Source organism: Desulforhopalus sp. IMCC35007, from assembly GCF_005116575.1.
Taxonomy (GTDB): domain Bacteria; phylum Desulfobacterota; class Desulfobulbia; order Desulfobulbales; family Desulfocapsaceae; genus Desulforhopalus_A.
Genome location: NZ_SWCN01000002.1, coordinates 262,705 through 286,789, shown reverse-complemented (window position 1 = coordinate 286,789; position 24,085 = coordinate 262,705). Strand labels below are relative to the sequence as shown.

Below are 24,085 nucleotides of genomic sequence, written 5' to 3'. Positions count from 1 at the left end.
TACAAATATGTTGCATTATCAACCCCGGCTCACCTCTGCAACAACAGCAGAACCCAGCTACTTATAGCATACACATATATAGGCATTGCCTATCTTATCCCGCCAAACAATAGAAAATGACTATTTGACTTGCCACGTCATTCCAGTTAGTTAACAGCGTTGATCAAAAACTAACTTGAGTCATATATCCAGCACCAGTCCACAGGTGATGGCTTTTCTGTGTAGCTCAGACTGTCTGTCATTATCCCAGAGGTTTTTGTAACCTTTATCCAAATTGAAGTGTTATTTATCCGCTTCTTTTATTCCCATTACCTAAGGAGTATTTCAATGTTAAAACGGTTTGCTCTTCTCCTCTTCGCAGCCTTCCTACTCGGACCCCTTTCTGTCAATGCCAACGCCGCTGACCGCACAGGAACAGGCATGCATATCTGGTTTGACACAGGCGGCCCAGTGGGTGGAACCTACAACACCGTTGTCTATAACGGGGCCAAGGCTGCAGCTGAAGATATTGATGCCAAAATCACCTTCGTCTACTCCGACTGGAGCCCTGAAAAGATGATCGAAAATTTTAAAACGGGCCTGGCCGAAAAACCAACAGGTATTGTCGTCATGGGTCATCCGGGTGATGCTGCCTACGGCCCTTTCATTAAGGAAGCCCGCGAAAACGGTATAATTGTCACCGCTATTGATACTCCGCTACCAGAAACCCAGACTCAGTACCAATCTCAGGGGTTTGGATATATCGGCCCTGATGCATATAATCAGGGTGCCGCCATGGCCCGGGAATGCATCCAGCGTTTTGACCTGAAAAAAGGCGATCGTGCCTTTGTATGGGGACTCAAACGTCTGCCAACCCGAGGCCTCCGCGCCACTGCCATTCTGGACGTATTTGAGAAAGAAGGCGTGATTGTGGATTATCTGGAAATTTCTCCTGAAGTCGATAAAGATCCATCCATCGGAACACCAATTGTCACAGGCTACCTGGCTGCACACCCTGACTGCAAGGTTATGGTGATTGACCACGGCGCGCTCACGGCACAGATGGAAAATTTCTTACGCACAGCGGCTGTAAAACCTGAAGATATTGACGTTGCTGGATTTTCCCTCTCGCCTGCAACCGCCTCAGCCATTAAAAATGGCTATGTTGATCTGATAGGCGATGCTCAACCCTTTCTTCTCGGTTATTTTTCAGTGCTGCAGATTGCACTTACCGAAAAGTACGGATTTTCCGGTCTTAACGTAGATACCGGCGGCGGCTTCATCGGGGCTGACAACCTTTCCCTGATTGAACCCCTGGCAAAACAAGGACTCCGCTAAGCCAAGAACAATTGGTTCCATGACATGTTGCCTGGAACCACATGCTGGTGCTTGAACAGCTGCTTCTAAGCTGAAACTCCACTTTTCTACTTTTACGCTACCCGCCGGATTTCCTGTTTTGTCGCAGAAAATCCGGGGTAAGGCCTGCCACATGTCCAAACCTCTGATAGAACTCTCCGGGATAACCAAGTCATACGGCCCTGTATCTGCTTTAAAGGGGGTGGACCTGACTCTTTATGAAAATGAGATCATAGGCCTCATTGGGGACAATGGCGCGGGAAAGTCTACCCTGATCAAGATTCTAGCAGGCGTCGAACGATTTGACTCAGGCAGGATGACCTACCTCGGCCAGGATATTGAACCCAAAAAGTACTCTGTGAGTACCGCGCGCAGGATGGGGATTGAGACCGTATTCCAGGATAAATCTCTCGGGGAGTCCCAGTCTATCTGGCGAAATTTTTTTATGGGCCGCCATCTCCATAACAGGCTCGGATTTATCCGTGTTGCCCATGAAAAAAAAGAAGCCATGCGGGTGCTTACCGATATCATTGGTCTTCGGGGTGTTGGTGTTTCTGCTAACGCCCCTGTTTCTGTGCTCTCCGGTGGAGAACGACAGGGGCTTGCCATAGGCAGGGCCATGTATTTTGATGCCAGGGTGGTCATCATGGATGAACCCACCACAGCCCTTGCGGTAAAAGAGGTTGAAAAGGTTCTGGGCTTTGCCAGAAACCTCAAGGTACAAGGAAAATCTGCGATCTTTGTTTCCCATAACCTCTATCATGTCTATGACGTGGCGGATCGCTTCCTCTTTTTTCAGCACGGCAAGATCCGCTCCGAACTGAGAAAAGAAGAGGCAACGCCCAAGATTCTGATCGATACCCTGATGAAGTGTTCGTAATATGCAATCTTTCGTCGATTACCTGAAGTTTAATGCCGTACAGTGGACGATCACCTTTGTTTTCATGGTTCTGCTTTTCAGCTTCATGGTCTTTGCACCTCACACCTTTCTCCATTCAAGAATTTACATCGCCTACCTCTCCACCATCCCCTTTGCGGGCATGATCGCCATTGCCATGACCCTGGTGGTCATCTCGGGTGAAATCGATCTTTCCTTTCCCTCAGTGATGGCGGCAAGTGGCTTTACCTTTGCCAAGGCCTATGCGTTCACTTCCTCCCCTGAACTCGGGCTTGTCGCCGCCCTTGCGACAGGTGCACTCGCTGGCGTTGTTAACGGGGTGCTGGTGGTCGGTTTTAAGGTTCCCTCTATCATCGCAACCATAGGCACCCAATTCTTCTGGAGGGGCCTTACCGTCCTTTTAGCAGGTGGACTTGCTCTCAACATGGCCGAGATCCGTGAGACAGCCTTTCACCACCTCATGGTTGGTCGCTGGTTTGACTGGCTTCCTGCACAGGCCGTGTGGTTTGCTCTTCTTACCGCCCTGTTCTGGCTGCTGTTAAACCGGCATGTGCTGGGAGATCATCTCCGTTTTTGTGGGGACAACAGCAGTGCGGCCCAGATGATGGGCATTCCAGTCGCCAGGACACGGATCAGTGTTTTTGTCATCATGGGTATGGTTACCGGACTTTCCGGGGCAATGGTCTGTATGGAAATGGCCAGCTGGTGGCCCACCCAGGGAGAAGGATATATGCTCCTTGTTTTCGCCGCTGTTTTTGTAGGCGGTACCTCGGTGTTTGGCGGTCAGGGTACTATTTACGGAACCCTTGTCGGGGCCATTATCATCGGGATGATAGAAGCCGGAATAATAAGCAGCGGACTCTCCGGCCTGTGGACCCGTATGGTGTACGGTATCGTTATTATTGTTTCAGTCTCCGCCCACGCTTTTTTAACCAAATATTCAAAAAAATAATCATGGAAAACACACATCCTGCAATAGCTGAAGCGCTTCTTCCATTTCATCGTTTATCCGAGATCTGCCTTGCCCATCTGGCCGAGGCCCCAGAGAATGGTAATAAAGTTGCCGGAGTATACTGTGCCTTTGCTCCGGAAGAGCTTATTCGCGCGCTCGGCATATTACCCGTTAGCCTGTGCGGTAAGGATGAAAAACCGATTTCTGTTGCTGAAACCCATTTACCCGCTGCACTCTGCCCCCTTATTAAATCGAGCTACGGTTTTGCTCTCTCTGACACCTGCCCATATTTTGCAGCCTCTGATGTTATTATTGGCGAGACGACCTGTGACGGCAAGAAGAAGATGTTTGAGCTCATGGGGAAGATGAAGCCGGTTCATGTCATGCAGCTGCCCTACGCCGTCGACAATAGTTCTGCCAGAACTTTCTGGCGCGAAGAAATTCTCCGGTTGAAAACCTTTCTTGAAAAGCAAACGGCAAGAAAAGTGACCGATGCGGCTCTTACAGAGCAGATTGAGTTGATCAATCTTCGTAATTCAAAACTGATGAAACTGGCTGATATGATGGCAGCCGATGTGCCACCGATAAGCGGCAGAGAACTCCTCAAGGTCATGGAGTCCCGTAATGTGGCAATCGACATTGCCAGCTACAATGGCTTACTCGACAACCTCCTTAGCACGATAGACTCCGTTGCAGGAAAAACAGAGTCGAAGAAGAAACCACGCATTCTTATCACCGGCTGTCCCATGGGTTCTGGGTCGGATAAGGTTATGAAAATTATTGAAGATCTCGGTGGAATTGTGGTGGCCCAGGAACATTGTGGCGGCCTCAAGAGTATCTTTCGCCATATTGATACTGGCACCAACCTTCTCAACTCACTGGCTGACCATTACCTGGGAACCCCTTGTGCCTGCATGAGCCCGAACACCAGGAGACTCGACTATTTGTTGAAGCTATGTGAGCAGTTTACAGCGGATGCCGTCATCGATGCAACCCTGCAAAACTGCCATCCCTATACGGTAGAGCATCAAAGTGTAGCAACTCTTATTGAAGAAAAAGCAGGCATTCCGGTTTTTCATGTCAACACCGGCTATTCACCATCGGATACGGAACAGATACGGGTCAGGGTAGAAGCGTTTCTTGAAATGCTTTAAGGCTTGCAGGGGACGAATGGGATAAAGATATTTACGTGAGGGAGAACAACAGCATAAACTGGAGGAACAGTTACATAAGTGACTTATACACCTTGTACCTTTTGAGAACCTTACTTACGTAACGGCGGGTCTCTGTTATCTGTGGCACGCCTCCCGTGCGGGATACCAGCCCGGGACCGGCATTGTAGGCTGCAAGGGAAAGAACGAGGTCTCCGCCAAAACTATCGAGCATCTGCCGAAAGTATCTGGTTCCGCCGTCAATGTTTTCCCGTGGATTAAACGGATTAGCCACCCGAAGTTCCCGCGCAGTGGCGGGCATAAGCTGCATCAGGCCCTGGGCCCCCTGGTTTGAGATGGCCTTATGGTTAAAATCAGACTCGACATGGATAATGGCCTTGATGAGAGGCGGATCAACACGATAACGCCTGGCAATGCGTCGTATTTCGCTGTCATAGCGGGATCGATCGGACCTGTTCGAGATACTTGACTGAATGCTCCAGTCCACCTGTTTTTTCTGCAGCTTGTAGGCGGTACAGTTAGAGCTGTTGGGGACATTGGTAAAATTTACCTTTCCCGAGGCATCACGGCAGAGATACATCCCTGCGACCGAATGCTCTATCCCTGCGAGGAGAAAAGCGATGGTAAGGCAGATGCACAGAAGGGTACCTGCCATAAAATGACAGGCACCTCTGATACATTTACTGCTATGAAAGGGTTGCGAACATGACATTTATTTTGTCCGCTTCTCCCAGTCTGCAAGGAATTGCTCAATACCGATATCGGTGAGAGGATGCTTTGCCAACTGGTTGATAACCTTGAGCGGGATGGTAGCAATATCGGCACCAACAAGGGCGGCTTCCGTTACGTGCTGTGGGCTGCGGATTGAAGCAACGATGATTTCGCTCATATAGCCATAGTTGTCATAGACGGTTACGATATCGCTGACAAGATCCATACCTGGGGTGCCGATATCATCAACACGGCCAACAAAGGGGCTGACGTAACTTGCGCCCGCCTTCGCAGCAAGAAGGGCCTGAGCGGTCGAGAAAATAAGGGTGACGTTGGTCTTGATACCTTCCGCGGCGAGCTGCTTTACTGCCTTGAGACCTTCGACGATCATAGGAATCTTGATCACGATATTTTCTGCAATCTTTGCAAGCTCTCTTGCCTCTTTCAACATGCCGTCCGCCTCAAGGCTTACCACCTCGGCGCTCACAGGACCCTCGACCACGGAACAGATCTCTTTGATAATCTCCACAAATGGCTTGTTTTCCCTGGCGATCAGAGAAGGGTTGGTGGTAACACCATCAACCATGCCCATGTCCAGGCCCTGCTTTATCTCGTCAATATTGGCTGTATCTATAAAAAACTTCATTACTATTCTCCTTGATTTTTTCTGTATATTTTACAGCATTTTTTGCTGCAAAAATAATGTATCGTTCCATTATGCTCAAATTGTACAGCCTGTTGCCGGGGTACAAGCTTTTTACATACGGGATCTTCTTCCAGTATATCGTCCTGCTCCAGGGTCCCGGACTCTCTGTCTGCCGGTCTGGAAGCAGTTTTTTTCCTGCGACCGCCAACAATCAAGCGATAACCAATGTAGACGAGGATCGCTATGATGATAATTCTGATTGGGCTCACGTTATCTACCCTTTGTCAATATATCTTATCTGATCATACAAATGCAAATCACCGGTGTCTTTTTTATGACAACGGGAGTTGCAGACTCTACCAGAAACTTTTACTGATTTCCTGTTTTTTACTCTCTCCGCGGTGAACGCTTTGTTGCAGCTCTTGGATCATTTGGCTCACCGTTACCCCTGTAGCCAACACGGTAAAATCAGGGGTAACCTCCGCTAAGGGTTCGAGTACAAAGAGTCTTTTACCAACATGCGGGTGGGGTAAGATAAGCTCAGGAGTATCCATAACCACCTCCTGAAAATAGAGGAGATCAAGATCAAGGCTTCTGTCCTGATAGCCAAAACCTGTTTCCGACCGAGTTCTGCCAAAAACAGCCTCGACCTCAAGGAGAGTGTGTAAAAGCTCAAGCGGCCCGAGAGAAGTGGAAACAACACCCACCGCGTTAGTGAACCAGTGCTGGCTCACCATATCCACCGGTGCACTCAGATAGGGACTTGAGAGTCGTGAAAGCGTAATGTCATCCAGATCCCCGATAAATTTCCAGGCATCCTGCAGGGTTCTTTTACCATCACCAATGTTGGACCCCATACCAATATATGCAATTACCATACAATCCCTAACAAAACTTCTTGTACCAAACAGCCGCTCTGGCCGTCTCGCCTGAGTGTTTATGCTACAGGTCCTGCAGCCCGAGGACATCAAACATTGAGTAAACGCCGCATTCCTTCCCCACAACCCAGGCCGCAGCAGTCGCTGCACCTTTGGCGAAATGATCCCTGCTATGGGCCCGGTGGGTCAGTTCAATCCGTTCACCGGGACCTGCAAAATAGACTGTATGTTCCCCGACAATATCTGCTGCGCGAATGGCCTGAATCCCGATTTCCTTGGGTTTTCTCTCGCCGATTATACCGTTTCGCTCGTAGACCCCAACCTCTTCAAGATTGCGATTGACACCTTCCGCCGCCATCTCGGCCAGTTTCAGAGCCGTGCCCGATGGGGCGTCTTTTTTCTTGTTATGGTGGGCCTCGACGATTTCAATGTCGTAGTCATCTCCCAGGATCGCAGCTGTCTTTTTCACCAGCTTAAAAAGGGCGTTGACACAGATAGACATATTCGGAGCCTGCACGCAGGCAAAGTTTTTAGCAAGCACTGCCAGCTCTGAAAGGTTCTCTGCTGAAAGACCGGTTGTACCGATCACCATCGCCGTGCCATGGGCAGAGGCTATCCTGGCAAACTCCATGGTGGCCTTGTGGAAGGTAAAATCAATGATCACATCACCATCTGCAATAATCGACTCAAGGCCTTCGCCGATAACAACACCGTTTTTTCGGCCAAGACAGACAAGCCCTGCATCCCTGCCAATATCCGGATGCCCTGCTGCCTCAAAGGCGGCGGCAAATTGAAGTTGCGGATGCTGATCAACCATGTGGGCAACCCTCTTGCCCATTCGCCCCCCAGCACCTGCAATTATAACTTTTATCATAGGATCACCCTTGTGATGATGTACAAATCAGAACTCTGTATCAGACGAGACCAAGCCCTACCAGTCCCTGCCTCAAATTCTCCACAGCCGCATCCGACATGGGAGCAATCGGCAGACGGGGCGTGCCATCTTTTATCATTCCCATCAATTGCAGGGCTTTTTTGGCAGGCGAAGGACTCGGGGTGCTGAACATCAGCTTCATCAGGTCATACATCCGATAATGGAGCTCGCGGGCCTTTAAGATATCCCCTGCCAGTGCCCGCTCCATCATCTGGGCCATTCCCTGAGGATAGACATTGGAAATAACTGAAATAACACCATGGCCGCCAATAAAGATGGTTGGCATGGAGGTAAAATCATCGCCGGATAACACAATAAAATCATCCGGGGTTTTTCTGATCACATCGGAGATATGCTCAAGACTGCCTGTAGCCTCTTTAATACCGATGATGTTGTCAATTTTTGCAAGACGGGCAACTGTCTCCGCCCCAATGCTCACCACTGTCCGCCCGGGAACATTGTAGAGGAACATGGGGATATCAACCTCTTCAGCAATGGTTTTAAAGTGGAGGTACATCCCTTCCTGATCAGGTTTGTTATAGTAGGGCACTACAGAAAGGACAGCGTCAGCACCGCTCTGTTTAGCACTTTCTGTCAGCTCAATAGCTTCAAGAGTATTATTGGCACCTGTTCCTGCAACGACCGGTACACGGCCGTTCACCGTTTTAACTGTGAGGTCGATAACACGTTTATGTTCATCAAATCCAATGGTTGCAGACTCGCCAGTGGTCCCGCAGGGAACAATCCCGTGGGTTCCGTTGGCAATCTGAAATTCAATAAGATCGATCAACCCCTGTTCATCAAGCTGGCCATCGATAAACGGGGTCACTATTGCAACAAGCGCTCCGTGAAATTTTTTCATCACTCCTCCTAATCTAATTAATCACCTACATCACCTGCGCATATTCTATAACAGCGCTTCCGGCGTCAGGCCACCTGTACATATTATTCTTGTGGGTCCCTGCAGGTAGATATTATCCGCAACCGGTCCATCCTGCAGGTCAAAATGTATGGTCAGGGTATCTCCTCCGGAGGTGACCACCTCAACGGGGGAATCCATATTTTTAAGCATTGCCCCATAGAGCGCTGAAGCCACCGCACCGGTACCGCAGGCCATGGTTTCATCCTCCACCCCACGCTCGTAGGTGCGCACCTTTATTCTGTCCGGTCCAAGAACCTTGACAAAATTTGCGTTGGTTCCCTTCGGCTCGAAAAGCTCATGGAAACGCACCTTGCGTCCCCATTTTTTCACAGGGATATCATCTTCAACAACAAAAATAACCGCCTGGGGAACACCCACATTGACATAGGTTACCGGATATTCCACGTCATCGAGAGTCAGGGACAAATCGAGACGAAAATCGTAGGGCTGGGTCATCTTCACCCTGACATTTTCCTGCGCATCACAAATTTCCGCTTCTATGATGCCCGCAAGGGTCTCAATCTTCATCTGTGGCCCACATATTTTGTGGCGATAGGCAAAACGAGCGGCACAACGGGAACCGTTACCGCACATTTCTGCAACAGACCCGTCCGCATTGTAAAAATTCCATTTAAAGTCAACTGTTGCCGAATTCTCAATCAGGATAAGACCATCTGCACCGATGGAAAACATGCGCCTGCAGACTTTTTTGGCAAACTCTGGCTGCTCTTCTAAGGGAATAACCCCAGTTCTGTTGTCAATGATAACGAAATCATTACCAGTACCACTCATTTTCTCAAATGCGATGGGAAATTTCAGTGCCATCAGCTTACTCCTTGTGTCAACACCGGCATGATAGGATCATGCCGTGTTTTTCAGTGATCCATTGTGAGGCCTGCACCAACAACATAGCCCTCTAACCGCATCTGTAACGGGGAGAGGGCTAGTAGAACACAACAGCAACAGGTTCGTTTCAGCTAGTACCTTACAGTTGCTTCCCGGGATTTACGACTTTCATTGGCTGGAGTTGAGCGATCAAAAGCTGTGACAGCGTAGTAATAACGGATGTCACCACCGACATTTTTATCAACATACAGCGTATATTCGGGTGAAATATTGGCAAGGAACTCATAAACATCCTTGTTTGCAGCCCGCCTGTAAACACGATAACCGGCAACATCGCTGTCATCTGCTTTATCCCAGAATATCTTGGTGCCAACTGCCGTCGCCACAGCGGTTACCCCGGTAGGTGCCACAGGTGGAGTCATATCTTTTGGGCTTACGGCGATATCATTGGTCACAGCACCCTCAACCAGCTCCCCGTCCAGGACCATCAGACTCTGGACGGTATAGAAGTATTTCTGGCCGTTTAGTACACTGGTATCGGTAAAAGAGGTTGCAGTAAAGGGCTCCCCAACCTTGACGTAGTCCTTGCCGCCAGCACTTCGCATCACCTGATATTTTACAGGTCGTTGCAGTTTAGAACCGTCGGTAAGCTCGGTTACAGGTTGCCATTTGAGCACAACTTTACGGTCTCCCACGGTAGCTGTAAGCGCTGCCGGAGCCTTTGCCGGCTGGAACCAGACAAAGGTGATTACATTGGAATCGTCACTGGCAGCAAGCCAGCTCGTCCGGGATTTAACCTTATAGAAATATTTGTAGCCGGACTGGAGTGCTGTGTTCTCATAGGTCATTTTCCGACGCAGAGTTCCATCATAGGACGCCCCACCATTCACTTCAATTGCCTTGCCAAAGGGAATCGGACACCCCCCGCAGTAATCAGCAAGAGGCACCTCCGCCCGATACAAATCAAACGAAGATATTTCTTCAATGGGTGTTCCCTGAATCGTCTCCACCGGAAACGACCAGGTCAGTTGAACGCCCTTGTCATCGACCTTATACAAAAGATCGGAAATCGCTACCGGCACCACAGTGCTCGGGGCAACAGGAAGGTCTTTATAGCCGCAACCTCCTGCAAAAAGAAAAGAAGCACCAAGAAGCAATGTACCCGCAGTCCGTACCACACTCGTTGTATTCATTATGCTATCCCCAATTGTTTCTCGGCCGCAATCACCGCCTCTTCGACTCGAACCAAGCCCGTTCCACCTGCTGAAATCCGGCTGTTGACCGATCCCTCAATATTTAAAACCTTATACACGTCTTTTCCTATGGTCGGCGAAAACTGTGACAACTCCTCAAGAGTCAGATCCGGAAGTTCCCTGCCGTTTGTGATGCAAAAAGCAACCGCTCGCCCTACAATACCATGAGCTTCCCGAAAGGGCACATTCTTCATGACCAAATAATCGGCAAGGTCCGTTGCCGTCATACACCCGGACTGGGTGGCCTGGGCCATCTTATCGGTTTTAAACGACATATTAAAAAGAAGTTCCGCCATGATGGAAAGTGAGGCGGTAACTGTATCAACTGCATCGTATACCGGCTCCTGGCTCTCCTGAAGATCCCTGTTGTAGGTGAGAGGCAGTCCTTTTACCAGGGTGATAAGAGTCATCAGACTTCCCACAACCCGGCCACTTTTACCTCTGATCAATTCCGGAATATCCGGATTTTTCTTTTGCGGCATAATAGACGACCCGGTACAGAAGGTGTCTGAAATATTTACGAAATCAAACTCCTGGCTGGACCAGAGCACCAGTTCTTCAGAGAGTCTTGACAAGTGCAGCTGAATAATCGTACAGGTGCTTGCAAATTCGATGGCGTAGTCCCGGTCCCCTGAGGTATCCATGGAGTTTGCGGTCACGCCGTCAAAACCCAAGGCACTGGCAGTCATTGCTCTATCAATAGGCAGACCGCTACCTGCCATGGCCGCACAGCCTAAAGGTGAGAGGTTGAGGCGCTTACGGCAATCAACCATGCGCTCACGATCGCGGGAAAACATCTCGTAATACGCAAGCATATGGTGGGCAATCTGAACCGGCTGGGCCCTCTGCAGATGCGTGTATCCGGGCATCAGATGCCCGAGATATTTTCTGGCAACGATAACAAAGGATTTTCTTACCGCATCAAGCAGTTCGATGATGTGATCACACTGGTCACGGAGATACAGCTTAAAGTCGACGGCAACCTGATCATTGCGGGAACGCCCACTGTGCAGCTTGGCTCCGGCGGGTCCGATACGGTCAATCAGGGCCTTTTCGATATTCATATGAACATCTTCAAGCTCCCGCTTAAACTCAAACCGGCCTGCATCGATTTCCTTTTCAATAGCGGAAAGTCCATCGGTGATTGCCTTCAGTTCTTCAGAGGTCAGCACTCCATTGGCAGAGAGCATCGCCGCATGAGCCTTGCTTCCGGCGATATCGTATTTGTACAACCGTGCATCGTAATGGATTGAAGCGCTGAATGCCTCAACGGAGGCGGCGGTGCCTTCACTGAACCGCCCACCCCACATCTTGCCTGAACCGCTGTTATTTTCTTTGGTCATGTCTGTTATCTTTTCTTATGATTTGATGGGGTGGTACTTGTCTGAACTGCTGTGTCTGCAAACGTATACCACTCCATCCTGGGCCTGAACCTGTGAACACCCTGTTACAGAGCTGTTATTTTGTAAAGCGGCTCTGCAGGGCATTTATTTTCAGGCGTAGACCATTGAGCCTGATGAAACCGGTGGCATCACCCTGATTGTAGACCTGATCGGCTTCAAAGGTTGCAAAACTTTCCTGATAAAGAGACTGGTCGGACTTTCGTCCCACTGAAAAGCAGTTCCCCTTGTACAGCTTCAGACGTACGGTACCGTTGACCACTGTCTGGGTATGATCCATGGTCGCCTGGAGCAGTTCACGCTCAGGAGAGAACCAGAATCCGTTATAAATCAACCTGGAATACTGAGGCACAAGAGAATCACGAATGGCCAGCACTTCTCTGTCGAGAGTGATGCTTTCCAGGTCGCGGTGGGCAATGCGTAACAGGGTTCCACCGGGGGTCTCGTAAACTCCGCGGGCCTTCATGCCAACGTATCGGTTCTCCACCATATCCAGTCGGCCAATCCCGTTTGCACCGGCTAACTCATTGAGCTTTTTAAAGAGCGGCAGCGGATCCATGGCTTCTCCGTCCAGGGCAACCGGGTTACCGTTTTTAAACTCCACCTCAAGATAGGTTGGAACGTTCGGTGCATCTTCGGGAGAAACAGTGAACTTGAACATATCAGGATCGGGTTCATTCCATGGATCTTCAAGAATTCCACCTTCAAAGCTGATATGCAGCAGATTTTCATCACAGCTGTAAGGGTTTTTCTTGGTCGTTGGAACGGGCACACCATTTTCTTTGGCGAACTCTTCCAGCTTGGTTCTGGAATTCAGATCCCAGGTTCTCCAGGGGGCAATAATCTGCAGATTGGGAGAAAGACCAATGTAGCCCAGTTCAAAACGAACCTGATCATTGCCTTTTCCGGTGGCGCCATGGCTCACGGCATCTGCACCCTCTTCCAGTGCAATACGAACCTGTTCTTTGGCGATCAGCGGTCTGGCAAGAGAGGTCCCCAGCAGGTAGGAACCTTCATAGATTGCATTGGCCCTGAATGCCGGGAAAATATAATCTTCCACAAATTCTTTTTGCAGGTTGGACACAACCACCTTGGAGGCACCGGTTGCAAGACCTTTCTGCCGTACCGCATCCCAGTCTTCCTTCTGACCAATATCTGCGGAATAGGCTATCACCTCGCAGTCATATTCTTTTGCCAGCCACTTTAAGATAACTGAAGTATCAAGCCCGCCGGAGTAAGCGAGCACTATTTTGTTAATATCCATATCAAGACCTCAAGGTAAAAGCAGTTCACTACTTTTTTAAAATTATATAAACAAGTTACGAAAAAAATGTTTTCAACCGAATTTCCCGCAACCCTGTTTGTTTTGTGAAGTTATTCTTTTTCCACCATATTCTCGAAAGAAAACATCTATCATTACATAAAAGATCAGCTCTTTGCAAAACATTTTGTGAAATCAAAAGCTTTTCCAGGGGCTAGGCATCAATTGCAGCCAGCACCTCAGTTAAAACTGCAACAAAGTCATCAATTTCAGCCTTTGTTACAATGAGTGGTGGCACAAAGCGCAACACACTATTGCCAGCAAAATTCATAAGATAGCCGCGAGCAAACATCGCATTCACAATATCTGTGCCGTGGGAGATACCTTTTTCCGTCAAAACTGCAGCCACAATCAACCCCATACCTCTGCTGGTTGTGAGAAGGTTTGGAAATTTCTCTGCCAGCCCTGCAAGCAGTTCCCTGAAATAGAGACCTTTTTCAAGGACTCCCGCTAAAAAGCCTTCTTCGAGAATGATTTTCAAGGTGGTCACCCCGGCCGCAGAGGCCACAGGGTTGCCGCCGAAGGTGGAGGCATGGGTTCCAGGAACAAAGGAGGCCGCGATATCGGTTCTGGTTACCATTGCCCCAATGGGCAGACCATTCCCAAGGGCCTTGGCCATAGTCATGATATCCGGCGTAATACCGAGCTGCTCATGGGCAAACAGGGTCCCCGTCCGCCCCATTCCCGTCTGTATTTCATCAAAAATCAGCAGAAGGCCATGTTTGTCACAGATGGACCTGATACCTGCAAGATATTCTTTTGCCAGTGGCCGAACCCCACCTTCTCCCTGCAGGGGCTCGCAGAGGATGGCACAGGTTGTCTCATCCACCATCGCCTCCAGGGCTTTCAGATCACCAAAGGGGGCATAGCAGAAGCCTTCAGGCAGAGGTTCAAACCCCTGGTGGAACTTGGGCTGGCCAGTGGCCGCGACGGTTGCAAGAGTCCGCCCGTGAAAAGAGCCTGAAAGACTGATTACTTTGTAACGTTGTTTAGGCGAATGGATACGGGCAAGCTTTATGGCCGCCTCATTTGCCTCAGCCCCGCTATTGCAGAAAAAAACTTTTTCCGCAAACGAATGAGCGCAGATCAATTCGGCGAGTTCTATCTGTGGCTGGGTGTAATACAGGTTGGATGCATGAACGAGCTTTTTTGCCTGGGTGCAGATCGTCTCACTTACCTGAGGATGGCAATGCCCTAATGCACACACCGCAATTCCCGAAAGAAAATCCAGGTACTCTCTGCCGTCCGCGTCCGTGAGTCGACAACCTGAACCACTCACCATGGCGGCCGGATAACGTGCATAACTGCCGACAATGACAGCGTCTCCTCTTTTTTTCAACTCTTCATTCTTGCTCATTTCTCAATATATCTCCGTTCCAACACCTTCTTTAGTAAACATCTCAAGCAAAATCGAATGCTCCACCCGTCCATCGACAATATGGGTTTTCGACACTCCACGCTGCAGGGCGTCCTGGCAGCAGCGGACCTTCGGTATCATACCACCTGCGATGGTTCCGTCCTCAATCAGTTCTTCCACCTCTTTCTGCGATAAAGAGGTCAACAACTCGCCGTTTTTATTTTTAACTCCAGGTACATCGGTGAGCAACATAAGTTTTTCCGCTGAGAGGGCACCGGCAATGGCCCCGGCCACAAGATCCGCGTTGATATTAAAGGCCTGGCCGTCTTCACCCACGCCCACAGGTGCAATAACAGGGATAAAGTCTTTGAGATAGAGGCTTTCAATGACTCCTGTATTTACTTTTGTCACCTGGCCAACCCGGCCGAGATCGATCAACTCAGGGGGGGCTGCATCTTGGCCCTCATCTTTTTTTCTGCTGCTGACCTTGAGTTTTTCGGCACAGACCAGATCGCCATCGCGCCCGGAAAGCCCGACCGCTTTTCCGCCACAATGGTTAATCAGGCCTACAATTTCCTTATTCACCTTCCCCACCAGCACCATTTCAACCACTTCCATGGTCTCGCCATCGGTGACCCGCATGCCCTCCACATAGCTGGGTTTTATACCCAAACGGTCAAGCAGGGTATTGATCTGGGGGCCTCCGCCGTGGACAATAACCGGATTGATGCCTATCTGTTTGAGCAAGATTACATTAAGTGCAAACTGCTTTTTCAGATTATCATCTACCATGGCGTGACCACCATATTTTATGACAACCGTCTTATGCCGAAACTTCTGCATATATGGCAGGGCATCAATGAGGACCTTGGCTTTTTCAATACTCTCCTGAACAGTTTTTGCCATAACATTATTTTCGATCAGTCGATCGATCCTTATATTATTTTGAAAAGATACACGCTGAGACGCGGCAGGGGATGGACAGTGGATTCTGCGGCCATATTGTAATGGGTCGTCTAATGTAAGTAAAGTACTGTTTCGCTCGAACCTGCACCACCATTACTTTACATTTACCTCACCTTACGCTACCATGGGCTCGGTATTCTTTTGAGACTGAATTTATCACAATAACTGTGGGGAGTCCCGATGAAAATGAACAAAATCTTTTCTTTTATCTTTCAAGTACATATACCTGTTCTGCTGCTCTTTATTGCACTCGGTACAGCTCTGGCCGAGGATGCGCCGATCAACATTGAAGCCAACCACATGACCTCAACGGAGAAAAGCAACTCCGTTGTCTTTACAGGTGACGTCGATGCAAAGCAGGGAGACGTAAGGATTCGCTCAGATGAAATGACCGTCTACTACACCCCTAAACAGACCGGTACAAAGAAAAACAGCAAGGGGAAACAAGGCGCTTCCCAGCAGGTTGAAAAAATGATCTGTATCGGCAATGTCGAGATCACCCGGGCTGAATGGCTGGGCACTTCCAAAAAAATGGTGTACCTCTCCAAAGAGAGACAGGTTATACTCACTGGAAACGCCAAGGCATGGCAGGGGCAGAATATGGTAAGTGGAGAAAAAATCATCTACTATCTTGACGAAGGCCGTTCCGAGGTTATCGGAGAGAGAACATCAGCCACTGTAAGTGAAAATGACAGCGGCAAGAAAAAGAAGCCTTCACGCGTAAATATGACAATCCTGCAGAATTAGGAGAGGATCGACCTGAGATGTCATTGCTTGAAACAAGAAATATAGTTAAAAGGTATGGTCCGAGAACCGTTGTAGATGGCGTCAGTCTTCAGGTGCAGACCGGGGCAGTGGTTGGCCTGCTGGGACCAAATGGTGCCGGCAAAACCACTACCTTCTATTCAATAGCAGGCTTTATACGACCGGATAAGGGAAATGTCATTCTTGCAGGAGAGGTTATTACCAATCTGCCCATCCACAAACGGGCACTGCGCGGAATCTCCTATCTGGCCCAGGAACCTTCCGTGTTCAAAAAGCTCACTGTGGAAGAAAATGTCCGTATCATCCTCGAACCCTTAGGTCACTCGAAAAGAGAGATCGATCTGCGTATTGATGAACTGATGGAAGACCTGGGCATTGAATATCTACGAAACAACAAAGGTCATGCGCTATCGGGTGGAGAACGAAGAAGAGTCGAAATTATGCGGGCGCTTTCAACACGGCCACAGTTTATTTTGCTCGATGAGCCTTTTGCCGGCATTGATCCACTTGCTGTGGGCGAACTGCAAAAACTGATTTTCAGCCTGAAAGAAAAAGGTCTTGGAATATTGATCTCAGACCATAATGTACGGGAAACTTTACAGGTGTGTGACTTTGCATATATCATGAATGCAGGTCAAGTCCTCACCAGCGGTGTCGCAGACGATATTATTGAGAGTGAAGTAGCACGAAAGATGTACCTTGGTGAAAACTTTCATATGTGATTTAAATGGCCCTCGAACTCAGACAACAACTCAAACTCACACAAAAACTGGTCATGACGCAACAGTTGCGCCAGGCCATTAAACTGCTGCAGCTGAACAGGCTCGAACTCTCCGATGCACTACAGGCGGAGATTGAACAGAATCCTGCACTCGAAGAGGATATCACCTTTCAGGATAAGGTTCCCGAAAACCCCTCATCTCTTTCCAGTACCACAGAAACGACAGAGCCCGGTCCTGAAATTGATGTTACGGAAGGTTTTAAGGTCAGCGACAGTCTCGGCGATGTCAACTGGGAAGATTATTCCAACAATTTTGACAGCAATTTTTCCTTTGCCAAAGAAACTCCATCGGCTGACGCCCCGTCTCAGTTTGAATTTATCTCTGAAAAACCTGGACTGCTTGCCTACCTCCAGTGGCAACTGGCCCACAGTGATCTCGACGCAGGGGAATGGGATGTGGCCCGCTATGTGATCGGTAATCTCAACCGCTACGGCTTTCTTGAAATCGAGATCGAAGATATCATGAAGTATACCGGTTGTGAGAGGGATGATGCTGAATACATTGTCGAAGTCATCCAGGACCTTGATCCCCCTGGGATCTGTGCGCGTAACGTCAGTGAATCCCTCTATCTTCAGCTCGAAAGAATGGGCCAAGAGAACAGTCTCGCCGCAGTAATCGTCCGCGATCACCTGCCACTGCTTGAAACCCGCAACTATAAAGCCCTTTCAAGAGCCACGGGAAAAAAGAAGCCGGAACTGGAAAAAGCAATCAACTTCATCGTCGCCGAACTCACTCCCTACCCCGGGTTACCCTATTCCAACGATGACACGAATTATATTGTTCCAGATGTATACGTGAAAAAAATTGACGGGGAGTATGTGATTCAGCTCAACGATGATGACATCCCCCGCCTGAAGCTCTCTTCTGCGTACCAGGAACTGTTGAAAAACGACAGAACCATGGCCAAGGAGGAAAGGCAGTATCTCAGCTCCAAGATGAAGGATGCGGACTGGTTTATAAAATCGTTGTATCAGAGACAACGGACAATTTTCAAAGTCATGGAGTCAATCCTTCGTTTCCAGTACGAATTCTTTGAAAAGGGAGCAGAGCATCTCAGGCCACTTATCCTGAAAGACGTCGCAGAAGACATTGAGATGCATGAGTCCACCGTCAGTAGAGTCACCTCAAACAAATATGTCCACACCCCCCTTGGTATCTACGAACTGAAATACTTTTTCTCGACGGCGATTCCAAGAGAAGGTGAGGATGCGATGGCCTCTGAATCGATAAAAACCATGATCCGCAAATTGATTCAGGATGAGGATAAAAAATCTCCCTTGAGCGATAATGCCATCTCCGAAAAACTTGCCGAAAATAATATTCAAATAGCCAGAAGAACTGTGGCCAAATACAGAGAGCAACTCAAAATCCTGCCCGTCAAACACCGGCGCCACGCAAAATAACAACCTCCAACACCTCCCCGCTCCATCTTTTATATGAACAGGCACTGGCTCTGATAAAAAACATCTCAGCCCTGTAAAAGATTCAGACTCACCTTCAAAGGCACGGGTGTTGCTACACCACAATTCCAGCAAATCCTGGAGGCCAGTATCTGAGACCGAGCCGGTTTGTCTACTCCCGGAAAACACCGCACAATATGCCTTGATAAAATTTCATTTGAAGGTTGCAAAAATAGTAATATTGGTCGAACATTTATGGTACTATCCCAAATCTGCTGTAACAGTGGGCTTTTTTCATACTCAGTTTTTTAAATTAAATATGCCATAATGCCCACGACCTTAAGCTCGGGTTGATCAGACAGATACAAATCTTTTTCCCAATACCTCTGGATTATACTGATTTTCTATCCATACCGAGGCAGGGAAAGAGTGTTCGTATGCCAGGGCGCGGACTGATTCGACGTACAACAAACTCATAAGCAAAGACTTCGGATGAAGAGTGGCAAGCGGCACCAACATCCTTTCAGTTATTCATTTTATAGGAGATTGACACATGAAGTACGCTTTTATTGTAATGCTCGCAGTTTATCTGGTTACCTTTGGCTGCAATCCAAAGCCTGAGGCAGAACATTCAACACCGCAAGAAAAAACAGAACAGGTCAGTGTTGAAAAGGCACCAGAGGCCCCTGCTGCACCTGAAAATGTTCATGTTGTAACCAAAGTTGCTGTAAAACCTACCACCCCTCAGGCCGGTCCCGAAAACCACTGGAATACAAACACATCAAACACTCAAGAAGAAACCGCTGTACAGCCCGGTGAAGCACAGGCTACTCCCCCAGCTCAAGTTGAGGAAGAGCCAGCGAATCCATATAAGGCCATCGCCCAGTCTGCTGCCGTCACATTGCTTGCCCTGATGAACGACAACAGCGAGCCAAAGGCTGAAGCCGTTGAACCACAGCCAGCTAAGACCGAGGTAGTAGTGGTTACTCCAGCCCAAGAAGAAACTATTGAACAAGAGGCTGTTGTAATCCTGCCATGCGGCAAAGTAATGGAACGAGGTGATTTTGAAAATCTCCCTCCATGCTTCAAACATGGTGCACCTCTGGCCGAGCAGCCTGCAGTCCCAGGGGAAGCGGTGGAACTGAGTGCAGCGATGCAAAAAATGGTAAACGCTACAAACGACATGGTAACGGTGACCAGGGAATTGGTTATTGCCACCCAGCAGATACTCGCCGCTTCTAAAGATGTTGCTGTAGAACTCATTGACACCGGCAAAGAAGCAATAGAGACTTCCAAACCAGCCGTAGAAAATGCTATAGACGAAAAAAAGATTATCGAGACGGTAAAAGGGGTTGTTTCTGCGACCAAAGAAGCCTTCGAGACAACATCAGAAGCCCTCTCTAAAGCCCTTGAAGCAAAAGAAGCAGCACCGGTTGAAGAAGTAACCCCACAACAGTAAATCTTCGGTTTTTAACTGAGCTGTGATCAGGCCTTTAGCTTTGCCTGATCGCAGTCTCATCTTCTATGCAGTACCATTCGTAAATCCCCCCAATCAAATGGCCAGAATTATCAGGGCAAATAACTTATCGTTGCCAAACTCTGTGAAGGCCATTACTATCAGCCCAGTGTGATCGGCCTAAAAAGATGTAGAACACTCTCTTTTCATCGAACAGGACTAAACCTCCCTATTATGGAAACATCATACCGTTTACAGAGAACCCGCCCGAAGGCTCTCACCATTTTCCCTCTTTTATTCACTTTACTTATGAGTGGCTGCGCCGGGAGTCTGACCAACCGTTTTCTTGGCCCCATCACAGGTAATCTCCAGCAACAGACGGACATCGATCTTGTTTGTGAAGGCGCCCCGTCCTTTCTGCTCATGCTCGACTCAATGCTGGTTTCCAAGCCGCATGATAACGCACTGCTGCTATCTGCGACCAAGGCGTACAGCGGTTATAGTACAGCACTTGCAGAATGCGGTGCCTCTGATGAACGTATTGAGAAAGTAACGGAAAAAGCGCATCGATATGGAATTGCCCTTGTGCAAAACTATTTACCCCTGGAGGACAACGGTTCGTTTTCCCCATCGGGGGGAGAAGAGGCTTTTAACAATCGCTTGAATCAACTCAACAAAGACAAGGTGGAAGGGGTCTTCTGGGGAAATTTTGCCTGGCTCACCTGGGTACAAAGCCAGAAAGGTTCTCCTGCATCACTTGTCGACATGGCAGTCATAGAACAGATAATGACACGTCTACTCGAACTTGATGAAGGCTATCAGGGTGGAAGCATCCATCTCTTTTTTGGAAGCCTTCATTCGCTTAAACCCGCCATGTTTGGCGGGCATCCTGAGGTAAGTAAAGAACATTTTGAGCGCGCCCTCAGCCTGTCAAAGCACCGGTTCCTTATGGTGCAGACCACCTACGCGGCAACCTACGCCCGTACTACAATGGATAAAGAGCTACATGACGGGCTACTGAAAGAAGTCCTCGCTTTTCCCTTAAAAGATGCACCGGAATTTGCCTTGAGCAATCAAATAGCCAAAAGCCGGGCCAAAAAATTACTCGAGGAAAATTATTTTGGTGATTAATCTTTTCCATCGTTTTATTGATGATTTGTGTAAATTTCACTTCAATGTAGGCACAGCTTTACTACAATAGAGAGATAACAGCCCTCACCAGACTTTCATGCGGAGAAACCAATGAAGCGCCTCAGTACTCTCACCATCAGTCTCACTCTTTTGATCCTCTTCTGCGTTGCCCCTCTTCAAGCAGCTCCAAAATATCTGTTTAAAGTGGCAACCCTGGCCCCGGCCGGGTCCGTCTGGATTGAACAATTTGATAAATTTGCAGCGAGCATAACCAAAGAAACAGGGGGAGAAGTCGCTTTTCGTATCTATCCCGGCGGGGTGATGGGTGATGACCAGGCGATGATCAGAAAAATGCGGGTAGGCCAACTCCAGGGTGGAGGTTTCACCATGACCGGTGTATCCATGCAGGTTCCCGATTTCAGGGTTCTGGGAATCCCCTTTCTCTTTGAATCCTATGATGAAGTGGATTATGTGAGAAATGGACTGATGCCTGATTTCATGCAAAAATTCAGGGAGAACAACCTCGAAATCGTGGCTATGACCGAGGTAGGTTTTATCTATGCCATGTCAACAAAACCTATTGACAACTATATAAAGTTTAAAGATACCAAAAACTGGAGTCCCACCGGAGACCCTATCTCCGAGGCCTTCATGAAAACTCTTGGAATCACTCCGACATCCCTGACTATCCCGGACGTCCTTTCCTCGCTACAAAGCGGCCTCGTGGAAACAGTCTATAATTCTTTGTACGGCTCCATTGTCATGCAGTGGTTCACCAAGGCCCAATATATAGTGGATTTTCCGTACGGCTATGCCTATGGGGTTTTCGCCCTGGACGCGAAAAAATTCAACAAATTGCCGCCAGCCCATCAGGAGATAATTCATAAAGCGGCCTCCACCTACTTTCCCATTCTGCTGGCGGAGACAAGAAAAAGTAATGAAGAATCCCAACAGGTCCTCAAAGAGAGGGGGAATACTTTTCTCACTTTAGATAAGGAAACCATTGGCATATTAAGGGAGAAACGGGATCTTGCCATGAAGCAGATGATTCCGGATGCAGTATCAGAACAGATTTACAATAAAACCATCGAGCTTTTAGATGAATATCGAGGCAGCAAGTAAGAAACGGAACCCACCGCCCATGGTGGAGGCCTTACCAGCCGACGGCAGGATGTCCTGGGTTGTCAACAGGTTTGAGGAGCTCGTCCTCTCGACCATCCTGATCACCATGATTCTTCTTGCCTGCACCCAGATATTCCTGCGAACATTTTTCACCAGCGGCCTGCTCTGGGCAGATCCACTCCTGCGCTATCTCGTGCTCTGGAGCGGCCTCCTTGGAGCTGTTGCGGCAACCGGCCAGGGAAAACATATAGCCCTTGATATCATTGGCAAAAACATGCCAGCTGTTTTTGCCCCCTGGCTTGCGCTTCTCTGTCATATTTTTTCCTGCCTAGTCGCTGCTGGTCTTACCTGGGCAGCAGTCATTTTTATCAGGGGAGAATGGGAGTACAGCGCTGCCGGTCCGCTTTCCCTTCCTCTGTGGTTCTGGAATAGCATCTTCCCATTGGCGTTTTTCTGCATGGCGGTTAAATACCTGTTCCTTTCCTTGCTGCAACTGCGCCAGAACCTCAGTCAGAGTAGCAAACGGCGTGAGAGGGAACGATGAATCTGCTTAAGGTAATTATTGTCGCCCTGGCTCTTCTTCGTACCCCACTGTTTCTCGTTATCAGTGCTCTGGCTCTGATCTCATTTTATTCAGCAGACATTGATATTTCGGTTGTCATTATCGAAATGTCGCGACTGGCCGATACCCCGCTTCTGGTATCCCTGCCTCTTTTTATCTTTGCAGGTGTGCTTCTCTCAGAGAGTAACGCCCCGAAAAGAATGCTCAGGTTTTCCCAGATTTTTCTGGGCTGGCTGCCAGGAGGCCTCGCCGTTGTCTCTCTGCTCGTCTGTGCCGTTTTCACCGCCTTTACCGGCGCCTCCGGTGTTACAATATTCGCCCTTGGCGGCCTGCTTTTACCTGCTCTTATAGACGACGGCTATGATGAAAAATTTTCCATGGGCCTTATCACCTCTTCGGGAAGTCTTGGCCTGCTTTTTCCACCCAGCCTGCCCCTTATCCTCTATGGTGTAATTGCTGAATCACGAATTGACCATCTGTTTCTGGCCGGAATTCTCCCCGGGCTCTGCATGCTGCTCCTGCTTGCCGGATATTCCATATTTAAAAGCGGCTCAAACAGACCCAAAAAACAACTCAACCGAAAAGAGATTATCAGCGGGATACAAGAAATCGCCTGGGAGTTTCCCCTGCCCTTTTTCCTCATTGGTGGAATTTATGGTGGTATTCTTGTACCCAGTGAGGCCGCTGCGGTTACCGCCTTGTATGTTCTGCTGGTGGAGGTATTCATCCACAGAGATATAAATTTTTCACAACTTCTCCCCATCATGAGTAAATCGATGGTGCTCTTTGGTGGTATTCTTGTCATCCTGGCGGCGTCCATGGCATCCACCAACTATCTGATCGACCAACAGGTTCCTAGCCGCCTTTTCGAATTTATCCAGACCTATATTAACTCGAAATATTCTTTTTTACTGCTGCTGAACCTCTTCCTTCTTCTGGTGGGCGCCATGTTGGATATCTTCTCGGCCCTGGTCCTCATCGTCCCGCTCATCCTGCCCATCGCTCTCGGCTACGGAGTCGACCCCATTCACCTGGGTATTATCTTTCTCACCAACCTGCAGATCGGCTATTGCACACCACCCGTAGGCCTGAATCTTTTTCTGGCCTCGTACCGTTTTGAAAAGCCGGTAACAGAGTTGTACCGCTCCACCCTGCCTTTTCTGGGCCTCCTTCTCATAACCCTCATGATCATTACCTACTTCCCTTTACTCAGCTCTTTTCTGATCGCACAGTTCGGTTAAACAACAATCTTCTTGCTACCTCCTCTCCAAACTGT

General features: G+C 48.7%; 24 protein-coding genes. 12 read left to right on the top strand and 12 right to left on the bottom strand.

The features are described 5' to 3' along the window. The first annotated feature begins 327 nt into the window (after window positions 1-327). The 4 genes from FCL48_RS03110 (at window position 328) to FCL48_RS03095 (ending at window position 4,339) form a co-directional block, all read left to right on the top strand. Window positions 328-1,317 (top strand): substrate-binding domain-containing protein, encoded by a 990-nt coding sequence (locus FCL48_RS03110; protein WP_136870775.1) that lies wholly within the window; start codon window positions 328-330, stop codon window positions 1,315-1,317. Window positions 1,318-1,435: 118 nt separating this feature from the next. Continuing rightward, window positions 1,436-2,215: an ATP-binding cassette domain-containing protein gene (locus FCL48_RS03105; RefSeq protein ID WP_240744725.1), complete on the top strand. Its 780-nt coding sequence runs from the start codon at window positions 1,436-1,438 to the stop codon at window positions 2,213-2,215. Window position 2,216: 1 nt separating this feature from the next. Next, the gene (locus FCL48_RS03100; protein WP_136870774.1) at window positions 2,217-3,185 is read left to right on the top strand and encodes an ABC transporter permease; all 969 of its coding nucleotides are present in this window, start codon (window positions 2,217-2,219) and stop codon (window positions 3,183-3,185) included. A gap of 2 nt (window positions 3,186-3,187) precedes the next feature. After that, on the top strand, window positions 3,188-4,339 hold the full coding sequence (locus tag FCL48_RS03095) for a double-cubane-cluster-containing anaerobic reductase (protein WP_136870773.1): 1,152 nt from the start codon (window positions 3,188-3,190) through the stop codon (window positions 4,337-4,339). 70 nt (window positions 4,340-4,409) lie between these two features. On the opposite strand, the gene FCL48_RS03090 is transcribed toward FCL48_RS03095, so the two are convergent. From FCL48_RS03090 to argB, 12 genes are all read right to left on the bottom strand, one after another. Beyond that, the gene (locus FCL48_RS03090; RefSeq protein WP_136870772.1) at window positions 4,410-5,012 is read right to left on the bottom strand and encodes a lytic transglycosylase domain-containing protein; all 603 of its coding nucleotides are present in this window, start codon (window positions 5,010-5,012) and stop codon (window positions 4,410-4,412) included. Window positions 5,013-5,069: 57 nt separating this feature from the next. Further along, entirely contained in the window at window positions 5,070-5,714 is a 645-nt protein-coding gene (fsa, locus tag FCL48_RS03085; protein ID WP_136870771.1) for a fructose-6-phosphate aldolase, read from the bottom strand. Between the two features lie 2 nt (window positions 5,715-5,716). Beyond that, window positions 5,717-5,983, bottom strand: coding sequence for a YHS domain-containing protein (locus tag FCL48_RS03080; RefSeq protein ID WP_136870770.1), 267 nt, complete (start codon window positions 5,981-5,983; stop codon window positions 5,717-5,719). Between the two features lie 87 nt (window positions 5,984-6,070). After that, window positions 6,071-6,592, bottom strand: a complete 522-nt coding sequence (folK, locus tag FCL48_RS03075) for a 2-amino-4-hydroxy-6-hydroxymethyldihydropteridine diphosphokinase (protein ID WP_169309053.1) — start codon at window positions 6,590-6,592, stop codon at window positions 6,071-6,073. Window positions 6,593-6,656: 64 nt separating this feature from the next. After that, on the bottom strand, window positions 6,657-7,466 hold the full coding sequence (dapB, locus tag FCL48_RS03070) for a 4-hydroxy-tetrahydrodipicolinate reductase (protein WP_136870768.1): 810 nt from the start codon (window positions 7,464-7,466) through the stop codon (window positions 6,657-6,659). Window positions 7,467-7,506: 40 nt separating this feature from the next. Then, window positions 7,507-8,388 carry a 4-hydroxy-tetrahydrodipicolinate synthase gene (dapA, locus tag FCL48_RS03065; RefSeq protein ID WP_136870767.1) on the bottom strand — a complete coding sequence of 294 codons (882 nt, stop codon included), beginning with the start codon at window positions 8,386-8,388 and terminating at the stop codon, window positions 7,507-7,509. Window positions 8,389-8,433: 45 nt separating this feature from the next. Further along, window positions 8,434-9,273: a diaminopimelate epimerase gene (dapF, locus tag FCL48_RS03060; protein WP_136870766.1), complete on the bottom strand. Its 840-nt coding sequence runs from the start codon at window positions 9,271-9,273 to the stop codon at window positions 8,434-8,436. A 152-nt stretch (window positions 9,274-9,425) separates the two neighbouring features. Continuing rightward, window positions 9,426-10,487 (bottom strand): fibronectin type III domain-containing protein, encoded by a 1,062-nt coding sequence (locus tag FCL48_RS03055; RefSeq protein WP_136870765.1) that lies wholly within the window; start codon window positions 10,485-10,487, stop codon window positions 9,426-9,428. Beyond that, complete coding sequence (gene argH / locus FCL48_RS03050; protein WP_205747626.1) at window positions 10,487-11,890, bottom strand: argininosuccinate lyase; 1,404 nt, start codon at window positions 11,888-11,890, stop codon at window positions 10,487-10,489. The genes FCL48_RS03055 and argH overlap by 1 nt, the downstream gene beginning before the upstream one ends. Before the next feature lie 115 nt (window positions 11,891-12,005). Next, window positions 12,006-13,211: an argininosuccinate synthase gene (locus FCL48_RS03045; RefSeq protein WP_136870763.1), complete on the bottom strand. Its 1,206-nt coding sequence runs from the start codon at window positions 13,209-13,211 to the stop codon at window positions 12,006-12,008. Between the two features lie 211 nt (window positions 13,212-13,422). After that, entirely contained in the window at window positions 13,423-14,625 is a 1,203-nt protein-coding gene (locus FCL48_RS03040) for an aspartate aminotransferase family protein (RefSeq protein ID WP_136870762.1), read from the bottom strand. 3 nt (window positions 14,626-14,628) lie between these two features. Beyond that, on the bottom strand, window positions 14,629-15,531 hold the full coding sequence (gene argB, locus FCL48_RS03035) for an acetylglutamate kinase (RefSeq protein WP_136870761.1): 903 nt from the start codon (window positions 15,529-15,531) through the stop codon (window positions 14,629-14,631). A gap of 240 nt (window positions 15,532-15,771) precedes the next feature. On the opposite strand from argB, the gene lptA reads away from it, so the two are divergent. From lptA to FCL48_RS02995, 8 genes are all read left to right on the top strand, one after another. Then, window positions 15,772-16,338, top strand: coding sequence for a lipopolysaccharide transport periplasmic protein LptA (lptA, locus tag FCL48_RS03030; protein ID WP_136870760.1), 567 nt, complete (start codon window positions 15,772-15,774; stop codon window positions 16,336-16,338). Between the two features lie 17 nt (window positions 16,339-16,355). Then, entirely contained in the window at window positions 16,356-17,078 is a 723-nt protein-coding gene (gene lptB / locus FCL48_RS03025; RefSeq protein WP_136870759.1) for an LPS export ABC transporter ATP-binding protein, read from the top strand. 5 nt (window positions 17,079-17,083) lie between these two features. Continuing rightward, complete coding sequence (rpoN, locus tag FCL48_RS03020; protein WP_136870758.1) at window positions 17,084-18,541, top strand: RNA polymerase factor sigma-54; 1,458 nt, start codon at window positions 17,084-17,086, stop codon at window positions 18,539-18,541. A gap of 550 nt (window positions 18,542-19,091) precedes the next feature. Beyond that, window positions 19,092-19,997: a hypothetical protein gene (locus FCL48_RS03015; protein ID WP_136870757.1), complete on the top strand. Its 906-nt coding sequence runs from the start codon at window positions 19,092-19,094 to the stop codon at window positions 19,995-19,997. Window positions 19,998-20,228: 231 nt separating this feature from the next. Continuing rightward, the gene (locus FCL48_RS03010) at window positions 20,229-21,125 is read left to right on the top strand and encodes a TRAP transporter TatT component family protein (protein WP_136870756.1); all 897 of its coding nucleotides are present in this window, start codon (window positions 20,229-20,231) and stop codon (window positions 21,123-21,125) included. 111 nt (window positions 21,126-21,236) lie between these two features. Further along, entirely contained in the window at window positions 21,237-22,247 is a 1,011-nt protein-coding gene (gene dctP, locus FCL48_RS03005; RefSeq protein ID WP_136870755.1) for a TRAP transporter substrate-binding protein DctP, read from the top strand. Continuing rightward, complete coding sequence (locus FCL48_RS03000; RefSeq protein WP_136870754.1) at window positions 22,225-22,791, top strand: TRAP transporter small permease; 567 nt, start codon at window positions 22,225-22,227, stop codon at window positions 22,789-22,791. The genes dctP and FCL48_RS03000 overlap by 23 nt, the downstream gene beginning before the upstream one ends. Then, entirely contained in the window at window positions 22,788-24,050 is a 1,263-nt protein-coding gene (locus FCL48_RS02995; RefSeq protein ID WP_136870753.1) for a TRAP transporter large permease, read from the top strand. Before FCL48_RS03000 ends, FCL48_RS02995 begins: the two co-directional genes overlap by 4 nt. Window positions 24,051-24,085: the final 35 nt, after the last annotated feature.

What these genes read in the sequence shown, in the direction of transcription:
- FCL48_RS03110 (WP_136870775.1), top strand. Translation starts at nt 328, where the DNA reads ATGTTAAAACGGTTTGCTCTTCTCCTCTTCGCAGCCTTCCTACTCGGA.
- FCL48_RS03100 (WP_136870774.1), top strand. Translation starts at nt 2,217, where the DNA reads ATGCAATCTTTCGTCGATTACCTGAAGTTTAATGCCGTACAGTGGACG.
- FCL48_RS03095 (WP_136870773.1), top strand. Translation starts at nt 3,188, where the DNA reads ATGGAAAACACACATCCTGCAATAGCTGAAGCGCTTCTTCCATTTCAT.
- FCL48_RS03090 (WP_136870772.1), bottom strand. Translation starts at nt 5,012, where the DNA reads ATGGCAGGTACCCTTCTGTGCATCTGCCTTACCATCGCTTTTCTCCTC.
- fsa (WP_136870771.1), bottom strand. Translation starts at nt 5,714, where the DNA reads ATGAAGTTTTTTATAGATACAGCCAATATTGACGAGATAAAGCAGGGC.
- folK (WP_169309053.1), bottom strand. Translation starts at nt 6,592, where the DNA reads ATGGTAATTGCATATATTGGTATGGGGTCCAACATTGGTGATGGTAAA.
- dapB (WP_136870768.1), bottom strand. Translation starts at nt 7,466, where the DNA reads ATGATAAAAGTTATAATTGCAGGTGCTGGGGGGCGAATGGGCAAGAGG.
- dapA (WP_136870767.1), bottom strand. Translation starts at nt 8,388, where the DNA reads ATGAAAAAATTTCACGGAGCGCTTGTTGCAATAGTGACCCCGTTTATC.
- dapF (WP_136870766.1), bottom strand. Translation starts at nt 9,273, where the DNA reads ATGGCACTGAAATTTCCCATCGCATTTGAGAAAATGAGTGGTACTGGT.
- FCL48_RS03055 (WP_136870765.1), bottom strand. Translation starts at nt 10,487, where the DNA reads ATGAATACAACGAGTGTGGTACGGACTGCGGGTACATTGCTTCTTGGT.
- argH (WP_205747626.1), bottom strand. Translation starts at nt 11,890, where the DNA reads ATGACCAAAGAAAATAACAGCGGTTCAGGCAAGATGTGGGGTGGGCGG.
- FCL48_RS03045 (WP_136870763.1), bottom strand. Translation starts at nt 13,211, where the DNA reads ATGGATATTAACAAAATAGTGCTCGCTTACTCCGGCGGGCTTGATACT.
- FCL48_RS03040 (WP_136870762.1), bottom strand. Translation starts at nt 14,625, where the DNA reads ATGAGCAAGAATGAAGAGTTGAAAAAAAGAGGAGACGCTGTCATTGTC.
- argB (WP_136870761.1), bottom strand. Translation starts at nt 15,531, where the DNA reads ATGGCAAAAACTGTTCAGGAGAGTATTGAAAAAGCCAAGGTCCTCATT.
- lptA (WP_136870760.1), top strand. Translation starts at nt 15,772, where the DNA reads ATGAAAATGAACAAAATCTTTTCTTTTATCTTTCAAGTACATATACCT.
- lptB (WP_136870759.1), top strand. Translation starts at nt 16,356, where the DNA reads ATGTCATTGCTTGAAACAAGAAATATAGTTAAAAGGTATGGTCCGAGA.
- rpoN (WP_136870758.1), top strand. Translation starts at nt 17,084, where the DNA reads ATGGCCCTCGAACTCAGACAACAACTCAAACTCACACAAAAACTGGTC.
- FCL48_RS03015 (WP_136870757.1), top strand. Translation starts at nt 19,092, where the DNA reads ATGAAGTACGCTTTTATTGTAATGCTCGCAGTTTATCTGGTTACCTTT.
- FCL48_RS03010 (WP_136870756.1), top strand. Translation starts at nt 20,229, where the DNA reads ATGGAAACATCATACCGTTTACAGAGAACCCGCCCGAAGGCTCTCACC.
- dctP (WP_136870755.1), top strand. Translation starts at nt 21,237, where the DNA reads ATGAAGCGCCTCAGTACTCTCACCATCAGTCTCACTCTTTTGATCCTC.
- FCL48_RS03000 (WP_136870754.1), top strand. Translation starts at nt 22,225, where the DNA reads ATGAATATCGAGGCAGCAAGTAAGAAACGGAACCCACCGCCCATGGTG.
- FCL48_RS02995 (WP_136870753.1), top strand. Translation starts at nt 22,788, where the DNA reads ATGAATCTGCTTAAGGTAATTATTGTCGCCCTGGCTCTTCTTCGTACC.